20 protein-coding genes are annotated in these 21,647 nt (G+C 72.6%); 12 read left to right on the top strand and 8 right to left on the bottom strand.

The genetic code is table 11. The annotated features are described in order from the left end of the window. The first annotated feature begins 10 nt into the window (after nucleotides 1–10). On the top strand, nucleotides 11–670 hold the full coding sequence (locus ACZ6BB_RS13390) for a TetR/AcrR family transcriptional regulator (protein ID WP_471615372.1): 660 nt from the start codon (nucleotides 11–13) through the stop codon (nucleotides 668–670). Between the two features lie 78 nt (nucleotides 671–748). Here ACZ6BB_RS13390 and ACZ6BB_RS13385 read toward each other — a convergent pair whose 3' ends face one another. Then, nucleotides 749–1,996: a glycoside hydrolase family 18 protein gene (locus ACZ6BB_RS13385; protein WP_471615371.1), complete on the bottom strand. Its 1,248-nt coding sequence runs from the start codon at nucleotides 1,994–1,996 to the stop codon at nucleotides 749–751. A 358-nt stretch (nucleotides 1,997–2,354) separates the two neighbouring features. On the opposite strand from ACZ6BB_RS13385, the gene ACZ6BB_RS13380 reads away from it, so the two are divergent. Beyond that, a complete protein-coding gene (locus tag ACZ6BB_RS13380) occupies nucleotides 2,355–3,527 on the top strand; it encodes an acyl-CoA dehydrogenase family protein (RefSeq protein WP_471615728.1) in 1,173 nt (390 codons plus the stop codon). Between the two features lie 398 nt (nucleotides 3,528–3,925). Here the strand turns inward: ACZ6BB_RS13380 and ACZ6BB_RS13375 are convergent, their stop codons facing one another. Then, the gene (locus tag ACZ6BB_RS13375; RefSeq protein WP_471615370.1) at nucleotides 3,926–4,369 is read right to left on the bottom strand and encodes a hypothetical protein; all 444 of its coding nucleotides are present in this window, start codon (nucleotides 4,367–4,369) and stop codon (nucleotides 3,926–3,928) included. Between the two features lie 269 nt (nucleotides 4,370–4,638). On the opposite strand from ACZ6BB_RS13375, the gene ACZ6BB_RS13370 reads away from it, so the two are divergent. The 4 genes from ACZ6BB_RS13370 to fxsA all read left to right on the top strand — a co-directional run bounded on the left by ACZ6BB_RS13370 (nucleotide 4,639) and on the right by fxsA (nucleotide 8,793). Beyond that, nucleotides 4,639–5,079, top strand: a complete 441-nt coding sequence (locus tag ACZ6BB_RS13370) for an Lrp/AsnC family transcriptional regulator (protein WP_005485572.1) — start codon at nucleotides 4,639–4,641, stop codon at nucleotides 5,077–5,079. A gap of 93 nt (nucleotides 5,080–5,172) precedes the next feature. Then, a complete protein-coding gene (locus ACZ6BB_RS13365; RefSeq protein ID WP_471615369.1) occupies nucleotides 5,173–6,777 on the top strand; it encodes an amidohydrolase in 1,605 nt (534 codons plus the stop codon). A 599-nt stretch (nucleotides 6,778–7,376) separates the two neighbouring features. Continuing rightward, a complete protein-coding gene (locus ACZ6BB_RS13360; RefSeq protein WP_471615368.1) occupies nucleotides 7,377–8,174 on the top strand; it encodes a polyprenol monophosphomannose synthase in 798 nt (265 codons plus the stop codon). 46 nt (nucleotides 8,175–8,220) lie between these two features. After that, a complete protein-coding gene (fxsA, locus tag ACZ6BB_RS13355; RefSeq protein WP_471615367.1) occupies nucleotides 8,221–8,793 on the top strand; it encodes an FxsA family membrane protein in 573 nt (190 codons plus the stop codon). A gap of 254 nt (nucleotides 8,794–9,047) precedes the next feature. On the opposite strand, the gene ACZ6BB_RS13350 is transcribed toward fxsA, so the two are convergent. The 4 genes from ACZ6BB_RS13350 to yczE form a co-directional block, all read right to left on the bottom strand. Continuing rightward, the gene (locus ACZ6BB_RS13350) at nucleotides 9,048–9,422 is read right to left on the bottom strand and encodes an RNA polymerase-binding protein RbpA (protein WP_003977404.1); all 375 of its coding nucleotides are present in this window, start codon (nucleotides 9,420–9,422) and stop codon (nucleotides 9,048–9,050) included. A gap of 266 nt (nucleotides 9,423–9,688) precedes the next feature. Further along, nucleotides 9,689–11,053, bottom strand: coding sequence for an MFS transporter (locus ACZ6BB_RS13345; RefSeq protein WP_471615366.1), 1,365 nt, complete (start codon nucleotides 11,051–11,053; stop codon nucleotides 9,689–9,691). Nucleotides 11,054–11,095: 42 nt separating this feature from the next. Continuing rightward, entirely contained in the window at nucleotides 11,096–11,863 is a 768-nt protein-coding gene (locus tag ACZ6BB_RS13340; RefSeq protein ID WP_471615365.1) for a glycerophosphodiester phosphodiesterase, read from the bottom strand. Then, complete coding sequence (yczE, locus tag ACZ6BB_RS13335; protein ID WP_471615364.1) at nucleotides 11,860–12,576, bottom strand: membrane protein YczE; 717 nt, start codon at nucleotides 12,574–12,576, stop codon at nucleotides 11,860–11,862. The genes ACZ6BB_RS13340 and yczE overlap by 4 nt, the downstream gene beginning before the upstream one ends. 98 nt (nucleotides 12,577–12,674) lie before the next feature. Here yczE and ACZ6BB_RS13330 point away from each other — a divergent pair, with 98 nt between their 5' ends. Continuing rightward, the gene (locus tag ACZ6BB_RS13330) at nucleotides 12,675–14,174 is read left to right on the top strand and encodes an SCO1417 family PLP biosynthesis transcription factor (RefSeq protein WP_471615363.1); all 1,500 of its coding nucleotides are present in this window, start codon (nucleotides 12,675–12,677) and stop codon (nucleotides 14,172–14,174) included. 15 nt (nucleotides 14,175–14,189) lie between these two features. Here the strand turns inward: ACZ6BB_RS13330 and ACZ6BB_RS13325 are convergent, their stop codons facing one another. Continuing rightward, nucleotides 14,190–15,740: a hypothetical protein gene (locus tag ACZ6BB_RS13325; RefSeq protein ID WP_471615362.1), complete on the bottom strand. Its 1,551-nt coding sequence runs from the start codon at nucleotides 15,738–15,740 to the stop codon at nucleotides 14,190–14,192. Between the two features lie 37 nt (nucleotides 15,741–15,777). Continuing rightward, complete coding sequence (locus ACZ6BB_RS13320) at nucleotides 15,778–15,972, bottom strand: hypothetical protein (protein WP_005485586.1); 195 nt, start codon at nucleotides 15,970–15,972, stop codon at nucleotides 15,778–15,780. A 272-nt stretch (nucleotides 15,973–16,244) separates the two neighbouring features. On the opposite strand from ACZ6BB_RS13320, the gene ACZ6BB_RS13315 reads away from it, so the two are divergent. From ACZ6BB_RS13315 to ACZ6BB_RS13295, 5 genes are all read left to right on the top strand, one after another. Beyond that, a complete protein-coding gene (locus ACZ6BB_RS13315; RefSeq protein ID WP_471615361.1) occupies nucleotides 16,245–16,637 on the top strand; it encodes an ankyrin repeat domain-containing protein in 393 nt (130 codons plus the stop codon). 302 nt (nucleotides 16,638–16,939) lie between these two features. Beyond that, nucleotides 16,940–18,358 (top strand): HEAT repeat domain-containing protein, encoded by a 1,419-nt coding sequence (locus tag ACZ6BB_RS13310; protein ID WP_471615360.1) that lies wholly within the window; start codon nucleotides 16,940–16,942, stop codon nucleotides 18,356–18,358. A 139-nt stretch (nucleotides 18,359–18,497) separates the two neighbouring features. Continuing rightward, nucleotides 18,498–19,628: a glycosyltransferase family 4 protein gene (locus ACZ6BB_RS13305; protein WP_471615359.1), complete on the top strand. Its 1,131-nt coding sequence runs from the start codon at nucleotides 18,498–18,500 to the stop codon at nucleotides 19,626–19,628. Beyond that, entirely contained in the window at nucleotides 19,625–20,785 is a 1,161-nt protein-coding gene (locus tag ACZ6BB_RS13300) for a glycosyltransferase (protein WP_471615358.1), read from the top strand. Before ACZ6BB_RS13305 ends, ACZ6BB_RS13300 begins: the two co-directional genes overlap by 4 nt. Then, nucleotides 20,782–21,630, top strand: coding sequence for an SGNH/GDSL hydrolase family protein (locus tag ACZ6BB_RS13295; protein ID WP_471615357.1), 849 nt, complete (start codon nucleotides 20,782–20,784; stop codon nucleotides 21,628–21,630). Before ACZ6BB_RS13300 ends, ACZ6BB_RS13295 begins: the two co-directional genes overlap by 4 nt. The last annotated feature ends 17 nt before the right edge of the window (nucleotides 21,631–21,647 follow it).

The raw sequence follows: 21,647 nt of genomic DNA, 5'->3' as shown, positions 1-21,647 counted from the left end.
AGGACCGGAATTGAATAGTAGTCAGCAGCGTGGTGTCGAAGCGCCGCGGGCCCGCGGCACCGACCGTTCGTCGGCGCGCCGCACCGAACTCATCTCCATCGGGCGCAAGTTGTTCGCCGACACGTCGTACGACACGTTGTCCATGGACGACATCGCGCGGCAGGCCCATGTGGCCAAGGGACTGATCTACTACTACTTCAAGTCCAAGCGCGGCTACTACCTCGCGATCGTCGAGGACTCGGTCGCCGATCTGATCACGTTCGCGGCGAGCGGCCTCGAACTGCCGCCCGTGGACCGGGTGCACCGGACCATCGAGGTCTATCTGCGCTACGCCGAGGAGAACCAGGCCGCCTACCGCACGATCGTCAGCGGCGGCGTGGGCTTCGACGCCCAGGTGCACGCCATCCGGGACGGTGTCCGCGAGGCGATGGTCGCCACCATCGCCGAGGGCGCGTACGGAAGGAGCGACATCGAACCGGTGGCTCGCATGGGCCTGTTCGGCTGGGTCTGCGCGGTCGAGGGCGCCACCCTCGACTGGATCGCCCGCCCCGAGCTGCCCCGTGACACCATGCGCGATCTGCTGGTCAGGATGCTGGGCGGCTCGCTGCGCGCCATCGAGGAACTCGCCCCCGCCTACCGCACGCCCGCGCCCGCCCGGCGCGACGCCTGAGCGCGTCGGCACCGCGGCCGGGCCATCGGGGCGGGAGCCCGCCGACCGGCCCCCACCCCGAGTTCCGTGCCGCGAGGGCTACTTGATCGCCCTGATCAGCTCGCCGTCCGGGGTGTCGCCGCTCAGCTCCCAGAAGAAGGTGCCGCCGAGACCCTGTGCGTTCTTGTAGGCCATCTTCCCCTTGATGGTGCGCGGGGTGTCGTAACTCCACCAGTCGTCACCGCACTTGGCGTACGCGGTCCCGCCGACGACCCCGTTGGCCGGGCAGGTCTCCTTGAGCACCTTGTAGTCCTCGTAGCCGGCCTCGTACGTGCCCGCCGCCGGGCCGGTCGCCGTGCCGCCGGGCGCCGACCGGGTGACCCCGGTCCAGCCGCGGCCGTAGAAGCCGATGCCGAGCAGCAGCTTGGAGGACGGGATGCCGAGGCTCTTCAGCTTCCGGATGGTGGCGGCGGTGTTGAAGGACCTGTCGGCGATGCCGGGGTACGGGTACAGCGGTGAGTGCGGGGCGGTGGTCGTGTCCCACGAGCCGAAGTAGTCGTACGTCATCGGGTTGTACCAGTCGACGTACTTGGCGGCGCCCGCGTAGTCGGCCGCGTCGATCTTTCCGCCCTTCTTGGCGTCGGCCGTGATCGCCGCGGTGACCAGCTCTTTCTTGCCGAATCGTTTGCGCAGCGCCGCCATCACGTCCTCGAAGGCTTCCGGGCCGCTGGTGTCACAGGTGAGACCGCAGGCGTTGGGATACTCCCAGTCGATGTCGATACCGTCGAAGACGTCCTTCCACCGGGAGTTCTCGACCAGGTCGTAGCAGGAGTCCGCGAAGGCCGCCGGGTCCTTCGCCGCCTCACCGAAGCCGCCGGACCAGGTCCAGCCGCCGAAGGACCAGACGATCTTGAGGTTCGGGTGCAGCTTCTTCAGCTTGCGCAGCTGGTTGAAGCTGCCGCTCAGCGGCTGGTCCGCGCTGTCGGCGACGCCGTCCACGGACTCCTCGGCGCTGAAGGGCCTGTCGGCGTCCGCCCACGGGTCGCCGAGCGCGCACTTGCCGTCGACGACGTTGCCGAAGGCGTAGTTGATGTGGGTGAGCTTCTTCGCCGAGCCGGACGTCTCGATGTTCTTGACGTAGTACTGCCGGCCGTAGATGCCCCAGTCGATGAAGTAGCCGACGACCTTCGAGTGGGGCGCGCCGGACGCGTGGGCCGACGGGGCGGGCTTCGCGGGCGTGGCGGTCGCGGTGCCCGCTCCGGCGAGGAGTCCGGCGCCGAGAGCGGCGCAACATGTGGCGGCGACGAGCGTCCTGACGGGGACGCGGGAGCTGTGCGGTCTGAGCATCGTGACTCCGGGGGAGGGGAGCGTGACGGGGGAGGTGCTGCTTTGACCTGCTGGGGGCGGCGGGCGAAATCATGGCGCCCGCGCCGGCTGGGGAGACCGTAGAGGACTAGACCACTGGGGTCAATGGTTCGGACCAATTCGGTCCAGGGTGCGGTGAGCGTCGAATGTGTCCGAATGAACGCTCGTTAACCGGTGACTGGCTGCTCCGGATCGGGCATACTCCAAGCGCCACCGCCGCTGATCAGCGGCTTCCGTGATCCGGAGGAGGACCATCGGCTGTGGCACGTGAGACCCGGTGGCACCACGACATCCCCCGTGCGTGACCGCCGCAGTGCCCGACAGGGAGGAGAGCGTCGCCATGCCCGACCGCGCCCCGCAGCCGGTGGATCGGCAATTGCCCACGGAAGAGGCCCGGGATCTGATCTCGCTCGTCCGCGAGATCGCACAGCGGGAGATCGCCCCCCGCGCGGCCGAGGAGGAGGACGCGAGCCGGTTCCCGCGCGAACTCTTCGGCCTGCTCTCGGAGTCGGGACTGCTCGGCCTGCCGTACGACTCGGAGCACGGCGGCGGCGACCAGCCGTACGAGGTCTATCTCCAGGTCCTGGAGGAGCTCGCCACGGCCCGCCTCACCGTGGGCCTCGGCGTGAGCGTCCACACGCTCGCCTGCCACGCCCTCGCCAACTACGGCACCAAGGAGCAGCAGGTCGAGCATCTGCCGGCGATGCTCGGCGGCGGCCTGCTCGGCGCGTACTGCCTCTCCGAGCCCGCCTCGGGCTCCGACGCCGCGTCCCTGCGGACGAAGGCCGTCCGGGAGGGCGACGAGTGGGTGATCACCGGCACCAAGTCCTGGATCACGCACGGCGGCGTCGCCGACTTCTACACGGTCATGGCCCGCACGGGCGGCGAGGGCTCGCGGGGCATCACCGCGTTCCTGGTGCCCGGCGACGCCGAGGGGCTGAGCGCCGCCGCCCCCGAGAAGAAGATGGGCATGAAGGGCTCACCCACCGCGCAGCTCAACTTCGACGGCGTGCGCGTCGGTGACGCCCGGCGCCTCGGCGAGGAGGGCCAGGGCTTCGCGATCGCCCTGTCCGCGCTCGATTCCGGACGGCTCGGCATCGCCGCCTGCGCGATCGGCGTGGCCCAGGCGGCACTGGACGAGGCGGTCGCCTACGCCACCGGGCGGCAGCAGTTCGGGCGGCCGATCTCCGACTTCCAGGGGCTGCGCTTCATGCTCGCGGACATGGCGACGCAGACCGAGGCGGGCCGGGCGCTCTACCTCTCCGCCGCCCGGCTGCGCGACGCGGGCCGTCCGTTCTCCAAGCAGGCGGCCATGGCGAAGCTGCTGTGCACCGACGCCGCGATGAAGGTCACCACGGACGCCGTGCAGATCCTCGGCGGATACGGCTACACCGCGGACTTCCCCGCCGAGCGGTACATGCGCGAGGCGAAGGTGCTCCAGATCGTGGAGGGCACCAACCAGATCCAGCGTATGGTCATCGCCCGCCACCTCGCGGGGCCCGAGTCACGCTGAAGGAGCCACGGAAGAAGTCGGGCGCCCCGAAGGGGTCCACGAGGGTGCGGAACTGGTCTAGGCCGCCCGGCGGTGTCGCCAGCCGCACCCACTCCGGATCGTGACGCCCCGGCAGGGTGCGGCCTCCTTCGGCCCAAGTCCGCAGCAGGTCCCGGTAGATGGGCGGGTCCTGCGGCTGGGCCGGCCCCTGCGGAAGCGATTCTGCCGAAGCCGGCACATAGATGTGACGCCGTTGCCCGGTCACCGGGAAAGTTGGGGTCATACCGTGTCAACGCGCGTGCGTGCCGACTGGTCACCACTTCAGGGAATCGTCTCTGAGTTCGCGGCCGAACCGTACGGGGCAGGACGAGACCTGCCCGCCGGGCGCGCGTACACCGAGAGCCGAACCGGCCCCGGGATCAGGCCGCTTGACGCTGACCGGGCTCCTGACGCCGCATCACCGGCATGCGCATCGGGCGCGAGCCCGGACCGCCGACGTGCGAGAAGGGCTGTGTCCGCCAGTCGAGGCCCTGAGGGAGCGTCAACAGCAGTGCGGTGTCCTGCGCCTGCGGCGCGAAGGACTCGTCCGCGGGCCGGGCCTCGCCGGCCGAACGGCCCGTACCGGCGCAGACCGTGAGCCCGAACGGGTTCCACGGCGACACGACCAGCGCGTGCTCGGGCAGACGGTCCTCGTCGGACAGCAGGGCGATGGGCTGAGCGCAGTCCGGGCACAGCACCCGGTACATCTCGAAGGTGTCGTACGCGTCGAACTCGTCGTCCGGTTCGACGCCCTCCGGCTCGGGATCGACGACCGCCTGGAGCCGCTTGGGTGCGGTACGACCAGGGCGCTTGGGATTCTGCATGGGATTCTCCCCCTCGGGCTGGGCCGTGAAGGCGCTGCGGCCTCCGACCACAGCAAGCATTTCCCTCCCCGTCCCGGTGGTAATCACGAGATCATCACAGAGCCTGTTCGGGTGCTGTGGTCTTCGTCACATGCCGGTCGCAGATGCCCGACACGCCGCGACTGTCACCCGTACGGCTCATGTATGGCCCCGCGCCACATCACGAACCGGGCATGACCTGCGTCGCTCAGGTATCGAAGGAGATCAGCAGCCCTGTAGGTTCTTGCGCCATGGAGGAGCTGGACCGACAGATCGTGCAGCTGCTCGTCGCGGACGGGCGGATGAGCTACACCGACCTGGGCAAGGCCACGGGCCTGTCCACGTCGGCGGTGCATCAGCGTGTGCGCCGACTCGAGCAGCGTGGCGTCATCCGGGGCTATGCCGCGGTCGTCGACCCGGAGGCCGTAGGGCTGCCGCTGACCGCCTTCATCTCGGTCAAACCCTTCGACCCCAGCGCCCCCGACGACATCGCCGAACGCCTCGCGGGCGTCCCGGAGATCGAGGCCTGCCACAGCGTCGCCGGCGACGAGAACTACATCCTCAAGGTCCGGGTGGCGACCCCGCACGAGCTGGAGGAACTGCTCGCCCGGCTGCGCTCCCTGGCAGGGGTCTCCACCCGCACGACGGTCGTCCTGTCGACGCCGTACGAGGCGAGACCGCCGAGGATCTGACGGCCCCGGCCCCGGCCCCGGCCCCGGCCGCCGGGCACCGGCGCGACACTGCCCTGGTGCGGCGCGGCGGCCGGCACGCGCGAGACTGTCCTCATGAGTGATCGCACCGCCCCGTCGAAGACCGTCCTGCTCCGCGGCGGAGAAGTCCACAGCCCCGCCGACCCGTTCGCCACCGCGATGGTCGTGGAGCACGGCCAGATCGCCTGGGTCGGCTCCGAGGGCGCCGCCGACGCCTTCGCGGCCGACGTCGACGAGGTGACCGACCTCGAAGGCGCCCTGGTCACCCCGGCGTTCACCGACGCCCACGTGCACACCACGGCGACCGGCCTCGCCCTCACCGGCCTCGACCTCTCCGCCGCCCCCACCCTGGAGGCCGCCCTCGTTCTCGTACGGGAATTCGCGGCCGCCCGCCCGGCCGACCGCGTCCTGCTCGGCCACGGCTGGGACGCCGCCCGCTGGCCCGGCGGCCGACCGCCGACCCGCGCCGAACTCGACGAGGCCACCGGCGGCCGGCCGCTCTACCTGAGCCGGATCGACGTCCACTCGGCCGTCGTCAGCTCGGCCCTGCTCGACCTGGTGCCGGGCTCCGGAGCCTTCGAGGACGGCCCCCTGACCCGGGACGCCCACCACGCCGTACGCGCCACCGCCCTGGGCGCCGTCACCCCCGCCCAGCGCACCGAGGCCCAGCGGGCCGCCCTCGCCCACGCCGGCTCGCTCGGCATCGGCTCGCTCCACGAGTGCGCGGGCCCCGAGATCTCCTCCGAGGACGACTTCACGGGACTGCTCCGGCTCGCCGCCGAGGAGCCCGGTCCGCGCGTCGTCGGCTACTGGGCGGAGCGCGACGTCGACAAGGCGCGCGCCCTCGGGGCCGTCGGCGCCGCGGGCGACCTCTTCGTCGACGGGGCCCTCGGCTCGCACACCGCGTGTCTGCACGAGCCGTACGCCGACGCCGCGCACACCGGCACCGCCTACCTGGACGCGGACGCCGTCGCCGCCCATGTGGTCGCCTGCACCGAGGCGGGCCTCCAGGCGGGCTTCCACGCCATCGGGGACGCCGCGGTGGCCTCGGTCGTCGAGGGCGTGCGCGCGGCCGCCGACAAGGTCGGCCTGTCCCGTGTGAGGGCGGCCCGCCACCGCGTCGAACACGTCGAGATGCTCACCCCCGAGGCCGTCGCCGCCTTCGCCGAACTCGGCCTCACCGCCTCCGTCCAGCCCGCCTTCGACGCGCTGTGGGGCGGGGAGGAAGGCATGTACGCCGAGCGGCTCGGTCCGGAGCGGGCCCGCACGCTCAACCCGTTCGCGGCCCTGCTGCGCGCCGGCGTGCCCCTGGCCTTCGGCTCCGACAGCCCGGTCACCCCGCTCGATCCGTGGGGCACGGTCCGCGCGGCGGCCTTCCATCGCACGCCGGAGCACCGGGTGTCCGTGCGCGCCGCGTTCACGGCACACACGCGGGGCGGCTGGCGGGCGGTCGGACGGGACGACGCGGGCGTCCTCGTGCCGGGCGCGCCCGCGGACTACGCGGTGTGGCGCACCGGCGAACTCGTCGTCCAGGCCCCCGACGACCGCGTCGCCCGCTGGTCCACCGACCCCCGCTCCGGCACCCCCGGCCTGCCGGACCTGAGCCCCGGCCGCGACCTGCCCGTCTGTCTGCGGACCGTGGTGGCCGGACGAACGGTTTTCGTACGGCCGGGCGAGTGATCTCCCGGGGCGGCACCGGACCGGACCCGGCCGTACGGCGCGCCGCACGACCTGCGGCTCCTGCCCTGCGACCAGGCACGGAAGGAAGACTCCGCAGGTCAGGTAGCGGTTGACAGCCTGCCGCAGGAGACGGGTAGGTTCTGCCGGGTCCACCACCGGACGTCCGACCGGGGAATCTTCCGCGCGGTCGTCGGGGCGCCGCTGGGTCAGGGTTGGTGTGCCGCACCGGCTCACCGCCACCGGCAGCCAGGCCCAGGCTTCGCGCTTCGGCGAGGGAACGTTCCGGCCAGGTCGGGTAGGTGCGACCCGGGTGGGGCCCGGACGCTCAGTAGACAACGGCTTTCGGTCTCGCAGCCAGCGGGCCCCAGGTCGGCCCGAAGGGCGTCGGGCCCCCATCCGCAGTCGGCGCCCCGGTACCACGTCTGTACTCCGTCCCGGGTGGGCGGCACAGTGGTGCCGAGGGGGTGCGGGACTACGCAGAGCGCGCTCCCGCACACCCCCTGTCGAATCGAGGCCCCTGTGGACACCGGCCGACACTCCCGTGCAGGCCGTGGCCACTATGGTGGTCCTCTGCGCACGGAGGAACTGAAGGGGCAGCGGTGAACGACGGCGACGGGACGATCGCGGCGGAAGGCCAGGAGAGGCGGTTCGGCCCGCTCGGCACGGTCTTGGTGATCATTCCGACCTACAACGAGGCGGAGAACATCAAGGCGATCGTCGCCCGGGTACGGAAGGCCGTTCCCGAGGCGCACGTCCTGGTGGCCGACGACAACAGTCCCGACGGCACCGGCAAGCTCGCCGACGAACTGGCCGCCGAGGACGACCGCGTCCAGGTGCTGCACCGCAAGGGCAAGGAAGGGCTGGGCGCCGCCTACCTCGCGGGCTTCCGCTGGGGGATGGAGCACGGCTACGGCGTCCTCGTCGAGATGGACGCCGACGGCTCCCACCAGCCCGAGGAACTGCCCCGGCTGCTGACCGCGCTCAAGGGCGCCGACCTCGTCCTCGGCTCCCGCTGGGTCCCGGGCGGGCGCGTGGTGAACTGGCCCAAGTCGCGCGAGTACATCTCCCGCGGCGGGAGTCTCTACTCCCGCGTCCTGCTCGATGTGCCGGTCCGTGACGTCACCGGCGGCTACCGGGCCTTCCGCCGCGAGACCCTGGAAGGGCTCGGCCTCGACGAGGTCGCCTCCCAGGGCTACTGCTTCCAGGTCGACCTGGCGCGCCGCGCGATCAGGGCCGGCTACCACGTCGTCGAGGTGCCGATCACCTTCGTCGAGCGCGAGCTGGGCGACTCCAAGATGAGCCGCGACATCCTCGTCGAGGCGCTGTGGCGGGTCACGGCGTGGGGCGTGGGGGAGCGGGTCGGCAAGGTGCTGGGCCGGGACGACAAGAAGCCCTGATCGTCCCCTTATCCCGTGCTGAGCCGGTGCCAGGCACACTGGGGGCATGACGACTGGCGTTCCGTCCTCGACGTACCCCGCCCGGCCCCGGCGTTCCCGGCTGCGCACGTTTCTGCCGTTGGGTGTCGCCGCCTGGCTGGTGCTGGAGATCTGGCTGCTCACGGTGGTCGCGGGCGCGGCCGGCGGATTCACGGTGTTCCTGCTTCTCGTCGCCGGCTTCGTCGCGGGTTCCGCGGTGGTCAAGCGGGCCGGCAGGCGGGCGTTCAGGGCCCTGTCCGAGACACTGCAACAGCAGCAGGCGGGTGGGGGCGCGCCCGGCGAGGGTGCGGGGCGGAGCGAGGGCAACGGTTTCCTGATGCTGGGGGGCCTGCTGCTGATGCTGCCCGGCCTGGTGTCCGACGCGGTGGGGCTGGTGCTGCTGATTCCGCCGGTGCAGAAGGCACTCGGGCGCTACACGGAGCGGACGTTCGAGCGGAAGCTGCGGGAGGCGGGCACCGGGAGCTTCGGCGACGCGTTCCAGCAGGCGCGGATGCACCGGCCCGACGGGAAGGTCGTGCAGGGTGAGGTCATCCGGGACGACGCGCCGCCGTCCGGGCCCTTTCCGCCGCTGCACCGCTGAAGGGCTTCTCGCCCCCCTGCCCCTCCCCTCTTCAAGGGGCTGCGCCCCTCTGACCCTGCAGGTGCGGGTGAGTGGGGGCTTCTCGCGCAGTTCCCCGCGCCCCCTCAGGGCCGTGCCCCTTCAGAGGGACCCGCGCCCGGCGACGTGCCGTGGCCGGTCCCGGGCGTACGCCGAAGACCGCGGGCGCCGTACAGGTTCGTACGGCGCCCGCGGTCGTCGGTTGAGCTGTGTGCTTCACCCGGCCCCCGGAGGGGTCAGGCGGACTTGCGGCTGTCTCGCGGATGCACCGCGATGTTCATCGCGCCGGAGCGGAGAACCGCAAGGCGCTCTTCGAGGACCTCTTCGAGTTCCTCACGGGTGCGCCGCTCCATCAGCATGTCCCAATGCGTACGCGCGGGCTTGGCCTTCTTTTCCTCAGGGCCGTCGCCGTCCACGAGGAGTGCCTGGGCCCCGCAGACCTTGCACTCCCACTCCGGCGGAATCTCCGCCTCGACCGAGAAGGGCATCTCGAAGCGGTGCCCCTTCTCGCATGCGTACTCCACGGCCTGGCGCGGAGCCAGGTCGATACCGCGGTCCGTCTCGTAGCTGGTCACCACGAGGCGCGTGCCGCGAAGAGCTCGCTCACTCATGAATCGTGCCTCCCGGGCTTGTCGCCCACAGGACAGGTGTCGCTGTCGTCGTCATCCGGTCAACGTCCGGTCGGCGGTAAAGATTCCCGTCCCGTGTCCCGTTTCGGGTCGTGCGTCGCCGTCGTAGCTGCCCTTGTTGTACCCACCAGCGCCCGGTTTGTCACATCTGACAGCAGATGTCACCCAGCGTTTCGGCATCTTTGACGCGCAGTAACGGTACGCCTGGCAGGCCAAACGCGTACACTACAGCCCTTTCGCTTCCGGCGCTAAATCCTGTCCGGTACGGGATTGCCCGCGTCGCTGATCGCCCGGCGCACCGGAACCCTCGCCAGCAGGGCGAATCCCAGGACGAAGAAGACGACGAGCGAGATGATCGCGTCCCGATAACTTCCGGTCAGCTGGTACGTCACACCGAACAGCAGCGGGCCCAGCCAGCTCATGCCGCGGTCGCTCATCTCGTACGCGGAGAAGTACTCGGCCTCCTTGCCCCGAGGGACGAGGTGGGAGAAGAGCGAGCGGGAGAGGGCCTGGCTGCCGCCGAGGACCAGGCCGATGCCCGAGGCGAGGACGAAGAACCAGACGGGGGCGCGCGCCGGGAGGAAATAGCCGGCGCCGAGGATCAGCGTCCACGCGACCAGGGACCCGAGGATCGTCCGCTTGGCGCCGTAGCGCCGGGAGAGCCGGCCCATGCCGAGGGCGCCGCCCACCGCCAGGATCTGCACCAGCAGCACCGCCACGATGAGCGTGGACTGCTCCAGGCCGAGCTCCTCGGAGCCGTACACCGAGGCCTGGGAGATCACGGTCTGGATGCCGTCGTTGTAGACGAGGTAGGCGAGGAGGAAGCCGAGGGTCAGCGGGTGGCGGCGCATGTCGCGGACGGTCGCCGCGAGCTGGCGCAGGCCGGGGGCGGTCCTCTCCTCGGTGCCCCCGGAGCCGCCCGCGGGGCCGCGGCGGTCGCGCAGACGGCTCAGCGGGATCAGGGTGAAGGCGCCCCACCACAGGCCCGCCGAGGCCAGGCAGATACGGACGGCCATGCCCTCGGAGACGCCGAAGGAGTCGTGGGCGGTGAAGAGGATCAGGTTCCCGACCAGGACCAGCGAGCCGGCCGCGTAGCCGAACGCCCAGCCCCGCGAGGAGACCGCGTCGCGCTCCTGCGGGGGCGCGATCTGCGGGAGATAGGAGTTGTAGAGCATCATCGCCACGGACTGCGCCGCGTTCGCGATGATCAGCAGGACCCCGCCGAGGAGGTAGCGCTCGCCGTCCAGGAAGAACATCCCGGCGGTCGCGCCCGCGCCGACGTACGCGGCCGTGCCCAGAAGGGGCTTCTTGCGGCCCGTGCGGTCGGCGGCCGCACCCACCAGCGGCATGATCACGACGGCGAGGATCACCGACAGGGACACCGAGTAGGCGAAGAAGGACCCCGCGCGCACCGATATGCCCAGAGGATGGACATAACCGTCCCCGTCGGCGGCGGACTTGGCGACCTCGGTCAGATAGGGGCCGAGGAACACGGTCAGGACGCTGGTCGAGTAGACGGAGCAGGCCCAGTCGTAGAAGTACCAGCCGCGTTGTTCGCGCCGCCTGTCCGCGGCCTCGTCGGCCGAGTCCGTCCGCACGGTGTCGGTGCCCACCCGTGCCCCTCGCTTCCCCGTGAACGGGCCGCGTGCCGGGCGTCAGACCCAGGTCCCCCGGTCCTCCAGCACCTTGCGCAGCGTGTCGATGTGATCGGTCATGATGCCATCGACGCCCAGGTCCAGGAGCCGGTGCATACGTTGCGGTTCGTTCACGGTCCAGACATGGACCTGCAGCCCGCGCGCGTGGGCTGCGCGCACGAAACGGTGGTCGACCACGGGCACCCCCGACTGCGCCTCGGGCACCTGCGCGGCGACCGCCGTGCGGCGCAGGGCTGCGGGGATTCCCCAGGACCGCAGCCGGAGTCCCAGGACGCCGCCGGTCCCGTACGAGGTGGCCAGGCGCGGTCCGGCGAGGCGCTGGGCGCGGGCGACCCGGGCCTCGGAGAACGAGCCGACGCAGACGCGGTCGAAGGACCCGGTGCGGGCGATCAGGTTGAGGAACGGGTGGAGTGCGGACTCCGCCTTGAGGTCCACGTTCCAGCGGACCTCGGGGAACTCTTCGAGGAGTTCCTCGAAGAGGGGGACCGGCTCGACGCCCGCCACGCGCGCGTGCCGTATCTCCTTCCACGGCAGGTCCGCTATCCGGCCCGCCCCGTCCGTCATCCGGTCCAGGGTCGAGTCGTGGAAGGCGACCAGCTTGCCGTCGAGGGTGGCGTGGACGTCGGTCTCGATGTAGCGGTAACCCGACTCCACCGCCCGCCGGAACTGGGCCGTGGTGTTCTCCAGACCGTCCGCCGCCCCGCCCCGGTGGGCGAAGGCGATCGGTCCCGGATGGTCGAGGTAGGGGTGGCGTACGCGGTCGGTCACCCGGGCAGTATGGCTCGCTTCGAAGGCCCGGTGGCAACGACCGTGCTGCCGGATTCCGAGGGGACGGCGAACAGGCGCAGGAAGAGCTGGGCCAGCGGGCCGATGGAGAGGGCGTAGAGGGCGGTACCCACCCCGACCGTGCCGCCGAGGGCGAAGCCGGTCGCCAGCACCGCGATCTCCACGGCCGTCCGCATCAGCCGCACCGAGCGTCCCGTGCGGCGGTGCAGTCCCGTCATCAGCCCGTCCCGCGGGCCGGGTCCGAACCGGGCCGCGATGTAGAGGCCGGTCGCCACGCCGTTGAGCACGATTCCCGCGACGAGAAGCGGGACCCGTACGGCCAGGGTGTGCGCCTCGGGCACCAGGGCCAGGGTGGCGTCCATCGCGATGCCGACCACGAAGACGTTGGAGACCGTGCCGAGACCCGGGCGCTGGCGGAGCGGGATCCACAGCAGGAGCACCGTCGCGCCCACGGCGATCGACACCACGCCGATGGTCAGGCCGGTCAGCTCCGCCAGGCCCTGGTGCAGGACGTTCCACGGTTCCAGACCGAGGCCGGCCTCCACGAGGAGGGCTGAGCTGGCGCCGTAGAGGGCGAGTCCGGTGTAGAGCTGGGTCAGCCGTCGGCCGAGTCGGCGGGGCGGTGGACGGTGCCCCTCCGGGGCCCCCGGGTCCGGCTGGGATGTGTGCGGATGCTCGTGCTGTGCGGCGGACAAGGCTTCCCCCTGGTGGTGCCGGTGGCCTGACGCATGACACTCTGTGGCTTGGAGAGTCATGCCATCCATGGCCAATTCGGGGAAGGTGGACTGGAATCATGGCGCAGTGGACTTCGGCGGTGGGAGCGGCCCAGCTCGCGCGGCTGCTCACCTCGCAGCAGGAGCGTCCCGCAGGCCCCGGCACCCGCCGCCCGCCCGCCTACCGGGCGCTGGCCGACGGGATCCGGCTGCTGGTGCTGGAGGGGCGCGTGCCGGTGGCCGCCCGCCTGCCCGCCGAACGGGAGCTGGCGCTGGCCCTCTCCGTCAGCCGTACGACCGTCGCGGCCGCCTATGAGGCGCTGCGCACCGAGGGGTTCCTGGAGTCCCGGCGGGGAGCGGGCAGCTGGACGGCCGTGCCGGCCGGGAAGCCGCTGCCCGCGCGCGGACTGGAACCGCTGCCGCCGGAGGCGCTCGGTTCCATGATCGACCTGGGCTGCGCGGCCCTGCCCGCCCCCGAGCCCTGGCTCACCCGGGCCGTGCAGGGCGCGCTGGAGGAGTTGCCGCCCTACGCCCACACGCACGGCGACTACCCGGCCGGACTGCCCGCGCTGCGTTCCATGCTCGCCGAGCGCTACACCGCGCGCGGCATCCCCACGATGCCCGAGCAGATCATGGTGACGACCGGGGCCATGGGCGCCATGGACGCCATCTGTCATCTCTTCGCGGGGCGCGGGGAGCGGATCGCGGTGGAGTCCCCGTCGTACGCCAACATCCTGCAGCTGATGCGGGAGGCGGGGGCGCGGCTGGTGCCGGTCGCCATGGCCGACGGGCTCGCGGGGTGGGACATGGACCGGTGGCGGCAGGTCCTGCGGGACGCGGCGCCCCGGCTCGCGTACGTCGTCGCCGACTTCCACAACCCGACCGGGGCGCTCGCCGGCGAGGACCGGCGGCGGGGGCTCGTCGACGCGGCACGGGGTGCCGGGACGGTGCTCGTGGCGGACGAGACGATGAGCGAGCTGTGGCTCGACGACGATGTGGAGATGCCCCGGCCCGTCTGCGCGTTCGACCCGGCGGGGTCCACGGTCATCACCGTCGGGTCGGCGAGCAAGGCGTTCTGGGCGGGGATGCGGATCGGGTGGGTGCGGGCCGCGCCGGACGTGATCCGGAGCCTGGTCGCGGCACGGGCGTACGCGGACCTGGGGACGCCCGTGCTGGAGCAGCTGGCCGTGAACTGGCTGATGAGCACGGGGGGGTGGGCGCAGGCCGTGGACATCCGGCGGGAGCAGGCGCGGGGGAACCGGGATGCGCTGGTGGCCGCCGTGCGCCGGGAGCTGCCGGACTGGGAGTTCTCGGAGCCGCGGGGCGGGCTGACCCTGTGGGTCCGGACGGGCGGCCTGTCGGGGTCGCGGCTCGCGGAGGTGGGTGAGCGGGTCGGGGTGCGGGTGCCGTCCGGGCCGCGGTTCGGGGTGGACGGGGCCTTCGAGGGGTATGTGCGGCTGCCGTTCACCGTGGGGGGAGCGGTGGCCGAGGAGGCCGCCGTCCGGCTCGCCGCGGCGGCGCGGCTGGTGCGGGACGGCGCCTCGGGCGGGGGCGAGGGACCGCGGACGTTCGTGGCGTGAGGGGCCTGCCGGGCCTCAGGTCTCGGCCACCGCGGCCTTCGTGAGGGAGTCCGCCGGGGTCGTGCGCGCGGGGAGCAGGTCGAGGATCGTCCGCCGGAGCGCTTCGGGGGCGTTCTCGTCGTGGGGGTCGGGGGTGGCGGGCACCTGGAGCCGGAGGGCGGGGGCGGTGCCGAGGCGGGCGTAGCCGCGGCCCGGGGGGACGTCCGGGGTGGGGGTGGTCGGGGGCGCCGCGCCGAGGACCGACTCCGTCTGCTCGGGGGTGGCGGGGCCGAGGACCACACGCGCGCGGGTGTTCCCGCGTACCGCGTCGGTGAGCGCGTCCAGGTGGTCGAACTGCTCGGTGATCACGACGGTGACATCGACCGCGCGACCGTGGCGCAGGGGGACCTGGAGGAGGGACTGCGGGTCGCGCCGGTCCTCGGCCGCGGCGAGGTGGGTCAGCACGCTCGGGCGGTCGAGGAGGAGCCAGAGGGGACGGCGGACGTCGTCCGGCGCGGGCTGTCCCGCCTGGCGGGCGCGGTTCGTGGCGATCAGCCGGCGTTCGGTCTCCTGGGAGGCCCACTCCAGGCTCGCCAGGGCTCCGGACAGCCCGCTCTCCACGGCGAGGACACCGTCGCGGCCCACGAGGCAGGCGTACTCGCCGCTGCCGCCGCCCTCGACGATCACGACGTCGCCGTGCCGCAGGGCCTGGAGGGCGATGGCGCGCAGGAGGGTCGTCGTGCCGCTGCCCGGTCCGCCCACGGCCAGAAGATGCGGTTCTGTGGAACCCGGGCCGGTGCGCCAGACGACCGGTGGCACATCGCGTAGCTCCTCCTGGCAGGCCAGGGGGAGGGTGCGCTGGACATGGACGGCGTCGGTGAAGCCGAGGACCGTCTCGCCCGGGGCGGTGACGAAGCGCTGGGCGCCGATGTCGCGGGCGAGCGGGGGCATGACATCGACGGTGAGTTCGTTGGCCTCCTCGTCCCAGGTGAAGCGGTACTCACGGCCGCGGCCCGCCTTGGCGTGCAGCAGCTGTTCGATGCGTGCGCGGGCCTCCGGCTCGCCGTCGGTGAAGTAGGCGGGGTACCGGACCAGCAGATGACAGACACGGCCGGTGCCGTCGAACGTGTAGGTGGGGAAGGCGTCCTCCCAGTCGCCCCCGTGCGTGTAGAGGGGCGCGGGGTCCTCGGCGGCCGAGAAGTAGGGGACCAGGGCGTCGTACAGGGACCTCAGGCGCCGGCTCTGCGACTCGTCCGGGCCGGTGGGCTCCGGGACGGCGCCGGCGCGGCCCGCCCAGGCTGCCGCCGCCATCAGGGCGATGACGGCGAGCAGCGGGCCGTACGGCACCAGGGTCACGACCAGGACGACCGAGGCCACCAGGAAGAGCAGTGACCCGCGGCGGTCCTTCGGGGTCTGTGCCCATCTGAGCCGTCCGGCGGCGACCAGCCGGCGCAGTCCACGCGTGATCGTGATCAGCGGGTGGAGGACGTCGGTGGCGCCGTCGGCGGCCGTGCGGGCCAGCTCCCGGCTCCTGGCGAGGTGCGCGCCGCCGCTGCTGAGAATGCGGGGGAGGGGGACCCGGGCCACGGCTGTCTCCTGGGGGTGCGTGCGGATGGGGACGGGGTCAGAACTTGATCCCGCCGAGGAGGCTCGCGAGGCTTTCGCCGCCCGCTGTGATGCTCGGGGCGATGCCCGTGCTGGCGAGGTAGAACCCGAAGAGGGTGACGACGATGCAGTGCGACGCCTTCAGGCCGTCCTTGCGGAAGAACAGGAAGACGATGACGCCGAGCAGGACGACGCCTGAGATGTTCAGGATCATGTGGGTTCTCCTGGTTGATGGGGACAGTCACCATGAGTTCTTCCAGAGTCGCAGCATGTATCCATACGATAAAAGGTGCAAAAGGGTGAAATTCTGAGGATTTCGCCCGAGTGGCGGAATTCGCACTGGTCCGTCCGGGCTGGGCTGTTGCGCGTAACGGGACTCGGTGTGATCTTTGCCTCGGCTCTGTCCGCTCATGTGGGCGGTGAGCCAGTACTCTGGCGATTCACCCGTTCGGCTCGATGCGCGTTTTGTGAGAGGTGGTCCCGGCGATGAGCGAAGCCCCCGACCCGGAGGTCGTGGAGCTGGCGACCAGGATCTTCGATCTGGCCCGGCGGGGTGAGACCGAGGCGCTCGTGGAGTACGTCGACGCGGGGGTTCCGGCCGACCTGACCAACGACCGCGGCGACTCGCTCGTGATGCTCGCCGCCTACCACGGTCACGCCGACGCGGTACGGGCCCTGCTGGCCCGCGGCGGCGAGGCCGACCGCGTCAACGACCGGGGTCAGACTCCCCTCGCCGGGGCGGTTTTCAAGGGTGAGGAGGGGGTTGTCCGGGTGCTCCTGGACGGCGGGGCCGACCCTGCCGCGGGCACTCCCAACGCGATTGACACCGCACGTATGTTCGGTAAGACAGAACTGCTCGAACTGTTCGCAGCGCACTGATCCACATGTTCTGACCAGGCACAACACGAAAGACGGGGGAGGCGGTACGGGGCCGCCGGATATTTCGGTCGCGGCAGCGAGAACCGCCGGGTCATCATGACGTCGTGATTCACGGACATGATGGCTGGGCAGGTGTTGCCGCACCGCGTGGGCCGTGACGCGGTCCGCATGGGCCACCGACGAGAGGCAGAGGAAGATGGTCTACAGCAAGCAAGAGACGGCGGGCGCACCGACGTGTTGTCACGCGGCCAGGTAAAGCGGAATTCCCGGTTGCGTCGACGCTTGATGTGAGGCTGTTTCCCATGTTCGAACCGGTCATAGCGCCCAGCGGTACGCTGCTCGGCCTGCTGCAGCGGGGCCGCGGCGACGGCACCCTGCACGCGCTCACCGCCCCGCGGGCCGAGGCGCTCGCGGCACTGAACCACTGTGTGCTGAGCGACCCCCGCCACGACTGGCAGGTGGAGAACCGCTCCCTGTACTACGCACGTCTCTACCTCGACCTCAGCGGTGAGCTCGACGAGATCGAGCGGCACCTCTTCGACGCCGAGGACGTGCTCGACACCGACGAGTCACGCACCGGGCTGGCCCTCGCGGTCCTCGGGCACCTCGCCTCGTACGGCAGGCGGGACGCGCTGCAGCTGTTGCGCAGATACGCCGCCGTGGGCACCAGCTGGGCCTGGGCCCTCGACGAACTGGCCCTCAGGGACGACGACGAAGGGCTGCGCGCCCTCGCCGAACCCGTGCTGGCCCGCTTCACCACCGACCCGCAGGGCGAGGCCGAACTGGCCGCCACCGTTCGCGACGCCTTCGAGCCGCGCCCCTGGCGGCTGTGGGCCGACGATCCCCGGGAGGCGATCGCCACACGCGTGCGCGCCGCCCAGGAGACCGGCTGTTTCGACCGCTGGCAGCGGCAGATGCGGCCGAGCGGACCCCGGCCGGGGTGGAGCGTCAAGGCCGTGTTCGAGTGGGCCCAGCAGGGCATAGAACGCGGAGCCGTCCTCCACGTGCCGGCCGCCCGGTGTCTCACGGCCGTCGCCGGCCCCGAGGACCGGCCCGAGATCCTCCTCGCGGCCCGGTCCGGCGACGACGGCGCCCGCTGCACCGCCCTGCGCTACCTCGCCGACGGCAACGATCCCGACGCCCTCGACCTGATCGAGGGCGCCGTGACCGACGGGACGACGATGGTCGTGGAGGCCGCCGTCGACGCCTTCGAACGGATGCGCAGTCTGACCGCCGTCGACCGGGCCCGCGGCTGGGTGCACCGACCCGACCCGCTGGGCGCCGCCGCCGGACGGATGCTCGCCTGCCTCGGCGGAGCCAAGGACAGCGACCTGGTGCTGGGCGCGCTGCGCGAGGCCGTCCGGGGCGAAGGGCCCGACGCGCCGACCCTGTGGACGCTCGTCGACGGCACCGGCCGCCTCGGCATCGCCTGCGCCGCGCCCGTCCTGCGCCATATCTACCGCGAGACCGCCTCCTCCCATCTCCGCGGCCGCGCCGCCCGCGCGCTCGCCGCCACCGATCCCTCCTTCCCTGCCGGGTTCGCCGTCGAGTGCCTCTGGGACTGCGAGGAGACCACCCGAGAGATCGCCGCCCGGCACGCCGAGACCGGTGACACCCGGGTCGTCGACCAGCTCCGCCGGCTCGCCGCCGACCCGGCCGAGGAGGACGACGTCCAGACAGCCGTACGCAGCCGGATCGGTCCCGACATGCCCGCAGTGTGAACACCCGGCGACCCGGAGGTCAGGAAGGCATGGACACGGCCTGACCTGGACAGGTGTGCAGCGCAACGCTCATGGGACGTTCCCCGCCCGGAAAGATCCACGTTGACGCGGCCACGTCCGGTACGACGACAACACGGGTATGCGTGTCGTCATCGTGACCGAGTCCTTTCCCCCCGATGTGAACGGCGTGGCCCACTGCGCCCTCCAGACCGCGCGGCACCTCGTCGCGCGGGGGCACTCCCCGCTCGTCGTGGCCCCGGCCACCGCCCAGGGAACCGGGGCCGGAGCCGACCTCCTGGCACCGTGCCCCGTCGTCCGTGTCCCCTCCCTCCCTCTCCCGGGCTACCCCCAGGTCCGCGTCGCCCTGCCCAGCCGCCGGGTCGCCGCGGCGATCGTCGAACACCGGGCCGACATCGTCCACCTGGCCAGCCCCTTCGTCCTCGGCGTGCGGGGCATGGCGGCCGCCGCCCGCCTCGGTGTCCCCGCCGTCGCGATCTACCAGACCGACCTCGCCGGATACGCCCGCACCTACGTCCACGCCGGTGAGGCGGCGGCCTGGCGGCGCATCCGTTCCGTGCACGCCGCCGCCGACCGCACCCTCGCCCCGTCCACCGCGGCGCTGCGCGACCTGGAGACACATGGCGTCCCCCGGGTCAGCCTGTGGCCGCGCGGGGTCGACACCGTCCGGTTCCACCCCCGGCTGCGCGACGAGGCGCTGCGCCGCCGACTGGCGCCCGGCGGCGAACTGATCGTCGGCTACGTGGGCCGCCTCGCCCCCGAGAAGCAGATCGACCTGCTCGCCGGGGTGTGCGGTCTGGACGGTGTGAAGGTCGTCGTGGTGGGCGACGGGCCCAGCGAGCCCGGCCTGCGCGAGGCCCTGCCCGAAGCCGTGTTCCTCGGCCGCCGCACCGGCGACGACCTCGCCCGGATCTTCGCCTCGTTCGACGTCTTCGCCCACACCGGCCCCTTCGAGACCTTCTGCCAGACCGTGCAGGAGGCCATGGCCAGCGGAGTGCCCGTGGTGGCCCCCGCCGCCGGCGGCCCGCTGGACCTCGTCGCCCACGGGCGCACGGGGTTCCTGGTGCCGCCGCGCGACGCGGCCGCCGTACGCGACGCCGTGCGGTCCCTGGCCGGAGATCCCGGGCTCCGGGCCGCGTACGGGGCCGCCGGGCGGGCCATGGTGGAGGGGCGCACCTGGGCGGCCATCGGCGACCAGCTCATCGGGCACTACGCCGATGTGCTCGCGACACGGACGGCGGTGGCCGCGTGAGCGGGGACAGCACGGGCAGGCTGCGGATCGTACGGCTCGCCAACTTCGTCGCGCCCACCTCGGGCGGTCTGCGCACCGCGCTGAGGGAACTGGGCAAGGGGTACGAGGCCGCCGGGCACGAGGCCGTCCTCGTCGTGCCCGGCGAGCGGTACACCGACGACGCGACCGAGCAGGGCCGGGTGATCACCCTGCCCGGGCCGCTGCTGCCGGGGACCGGGGGCTACCGCGTCCTCATGGACAAGCGGCGGGTCGCGGGCCTGCTGGAATCGCTGGGGCCCGACCGGCTGGAGGTCTCCGACCGGACCACGCTGCGCTGGACCGGGGCGTGGGCCCGGCGGGCCAGGGTGCGCGCGGTGATGGTCTCGCACGAGACCGCCGACGGCGTGCTGCGGACCTGGGGCCTGTCCGAGCGGATGGCCCGCCGGGCCTCCGACGCCCTCAACGTCCGCACGGCCCACACCTACGCGCGGGTGGTGTGCACCACCGAGTTCGCCGAACGGGAGTTCGTACGGATCGGGGCCCGGAACGTCGTCCGGGCACCCCTGGGCGTCGACCTCGTGGGACGGCACCCCGCCCTGCGGGACCCGGCGCTGCGCGGTCGGCACGCGCGCGAGGACGACATCCTGCTCGTGATGTGCTCCCGGCTGTCCGTCGAGAAGCGGCCCGGTACGGCCGTCGACGCCCTGGAGGCGCTGCTCCGGCGCGGACGGCGGGCCGTGCTGGTCGTCGCCGGCGACGGGCCGCTGCGCGCCAGGCTCCAACAGCGGGCGAAGGGGCTCCCGGTGACCTTCCTCGGGCACGTCGGTGACCGCGCCACGCTGGGCGCGCTGCAGGCCTCCGCCGACGTGGCCCTGGCTCCCGGCCCCGCCGAGACGTTCGGGCTGGCCGCGCTGGAGGCGATGGCCTGCGGTACGCCCGTGGTGGCCAGCTCGTCGTCCGCGCTGCCCGAGGTGATCGGCTCGGCCGGGGCAGCGGCGGCGGACCGCGGCGAGTCGTTCGCCGACGCCGTCGAGGCACTGCTCGACCGGCCCGAGGGCGACCGCAGGGAGGCGGCACGCGCGCGTGCCGAGTGCTTCGGCTGGCGGACCGCGGTGGACGCGTTCCTCGCCGCGCACGACGCCACCGCCGGGCGCCCGGTGCGGGAGGGCGTCGGATGAGGGCCCGACGGTTCGTGGCCCTCGGCGACTCCCTCACCGAGGGCGTGGGCGACCCCGTGGCGGGCGGCCGGCGGGGCTGGGCCGCGCTGCTCGCCGACGGGCTCGGCCCCGGGACGCGGTTCACCAACCTGGCCGTCAGCGGCTCACAGACCCGCGACGTACGGGACCGGCAACTGGCCGCCGCGCTGGCCCTCCGCCCGGACATCGCCTCCGTCGTCGTCGGCGTCAACGACACCCTGCGCTGCACCTTCGACATCCACGCCGTGGCCGCCCGTCTCGACGAGATCTACGGGGCCTTCCGGGAGCGCGACGTGGTGCTGCTCACCGCGTGCCTGCCCGACCCCGGGGCGATGCTCGGCCTGCCCCGGGCGCTGGCCAGGCCCCTCGCCCGGCGGCAACGGGCCGTCAACACCGTCGTCCACGCCCTGTCCGAGCGGCACGGAGCGGTCCACCTGCACGCCTCGGAGGGCGCCTGGCTGACGGACCGTGCGATGTGGAGCGCGGACCGGCTGCACCCCGGTGAGCGGGGGCACCGGCAGTTCGCCCTGCGCTTCCACGCCCTGCTGGCGGAGGCCGGGATCGCGACCGGTCCCGCGCCGTCCGCCGAGCCCGGGTTCCCGGTGCCCACCCGCGCCGCCGGCCTCAGGTGGCTGGCCACGGCGGGGACGGCCTGGGTGGCCCGGCGCTGCACCGACCTCCTGCCGCAGCTCCTGGCCCTGGCCGCCGCCGAGGTGCGGCACGAGGCCCGCGGCACCAGCGCCCGGCTGGACCTGTCCGCCTCCCACGCGGTGGCGGCGGCACTGGCCGCGCTGACCGTCTCCGACCAGCGGCCGGAGGTGGCGTGAGCGGGCCCCGCAGGACC

It is taken from the genome of Streptomyces sp. NPDC041108 (assembly GCF_055592645.1).
Note: the sequence above shows the minus strand (reverse complement) of the source record. Positions and strands in the feature narration are given on the sequence as shown.

Excerpts from the sequence above, each read along its gene's own strand:
- ACZ6BB_RS13385 (WP_471615371.1), bottom strand. The coding sequence starts at position 1,996 with ATGCTCAGACCGCACAGCTCCCGCGTCCCCGTCAGGACGCTCGTCGCC.
- ACZ6BB_RS13380 (WP_471615728.1), top strand. The coding sequence starts at position 2,355 with ATGCCCGACCGCGCCCCGCAGCCGGTGGATCGGCAATTGCCCACGGAA.
- ACZ6BB_RS13375 (WP_471615370.1), bottom strand. The coding sequence starts at position 4,369 with ATGCAGAATCCCAAGCGCCCTGGTCGTACCGCACCCAAGCGGCTCCAG.
- ACZ6BB_RS13370 (WP_005485572.1), top strand. The coding sequence starts at position 4,639 with ATGGAGGAGCTGGACCGACAGATCGTGCAGCTGCTCGTCGCGGACGGG.
- ACZ6BB_RS13365 (WP_471615369.1), top strand. The coding sequence starts at position 5,173 with ATGAGTGATCGCACCGCCCCGTCGAAGACCGTCCTGCTCCGCGGCGGA.
- fxsA (WP_471615367.1), top strand. The coding sequence starts at position 8,221 with ATGACGACTGGCGTTCCGTCCTCGACGTACCCCGCCCGGCCCCGGCGT.
- ACZ6BB_RS13350 (WP_003977404.1), bottom strand. The coding sequence starts at position 9,422 with ATGAGTGAGCGAGCTCTTCGCGGCACGCGCCTCGTGGTGACCAGCTAC.
- ACZ6BB_RS13330 (WP_471615363.1), top strand. The coding sequence starts at position 12,675 with ATGGCGCAGTGGACTTCGGCGGTGGGAGCGGCCCAGCTCGCGCGGCTG.
- ACZ6BB_RS13320 (WP_005485586.1), bottom strand. The coding sequence starts at position 15,972 with ATGATCCTGAACATCTCAGGCGTCGTCCTGCTCGGCGTCATCGTCTTC.
- ACZ6BB_RS13315 (WP_471615361.1), top strand. The coding sequence starts at position 16,245 with ATGAGCGAAGCCCCCGACCCGGAGGTCGTGGAGCTGGCGACCAGGATC.
- ACZ6BB_RS13310 (WP_471615360.1), top strand. The coding sequence starts at position 16,940 with ATGTTCGAACCGGTCATAGCGCCCAGCGGTACGCTGCTCGGCCTGCTG.
- ACZ6BB_RS13305 (WP_471615359.1), top strand. The coding sequence starts at position 18,498 with ATGCGTGTCGTCATCGTGACCGAGTCCTTTCCCCCCGATGTGAACGGC.
- ACZ6BB_RS13295 (WP_471615357.1), top strand. The coding sequence starts at position 20,782 with ATGAGGGCCCGACGGTTCGTGGCCCTCGGCGACTCCCTCACCGAGGGC.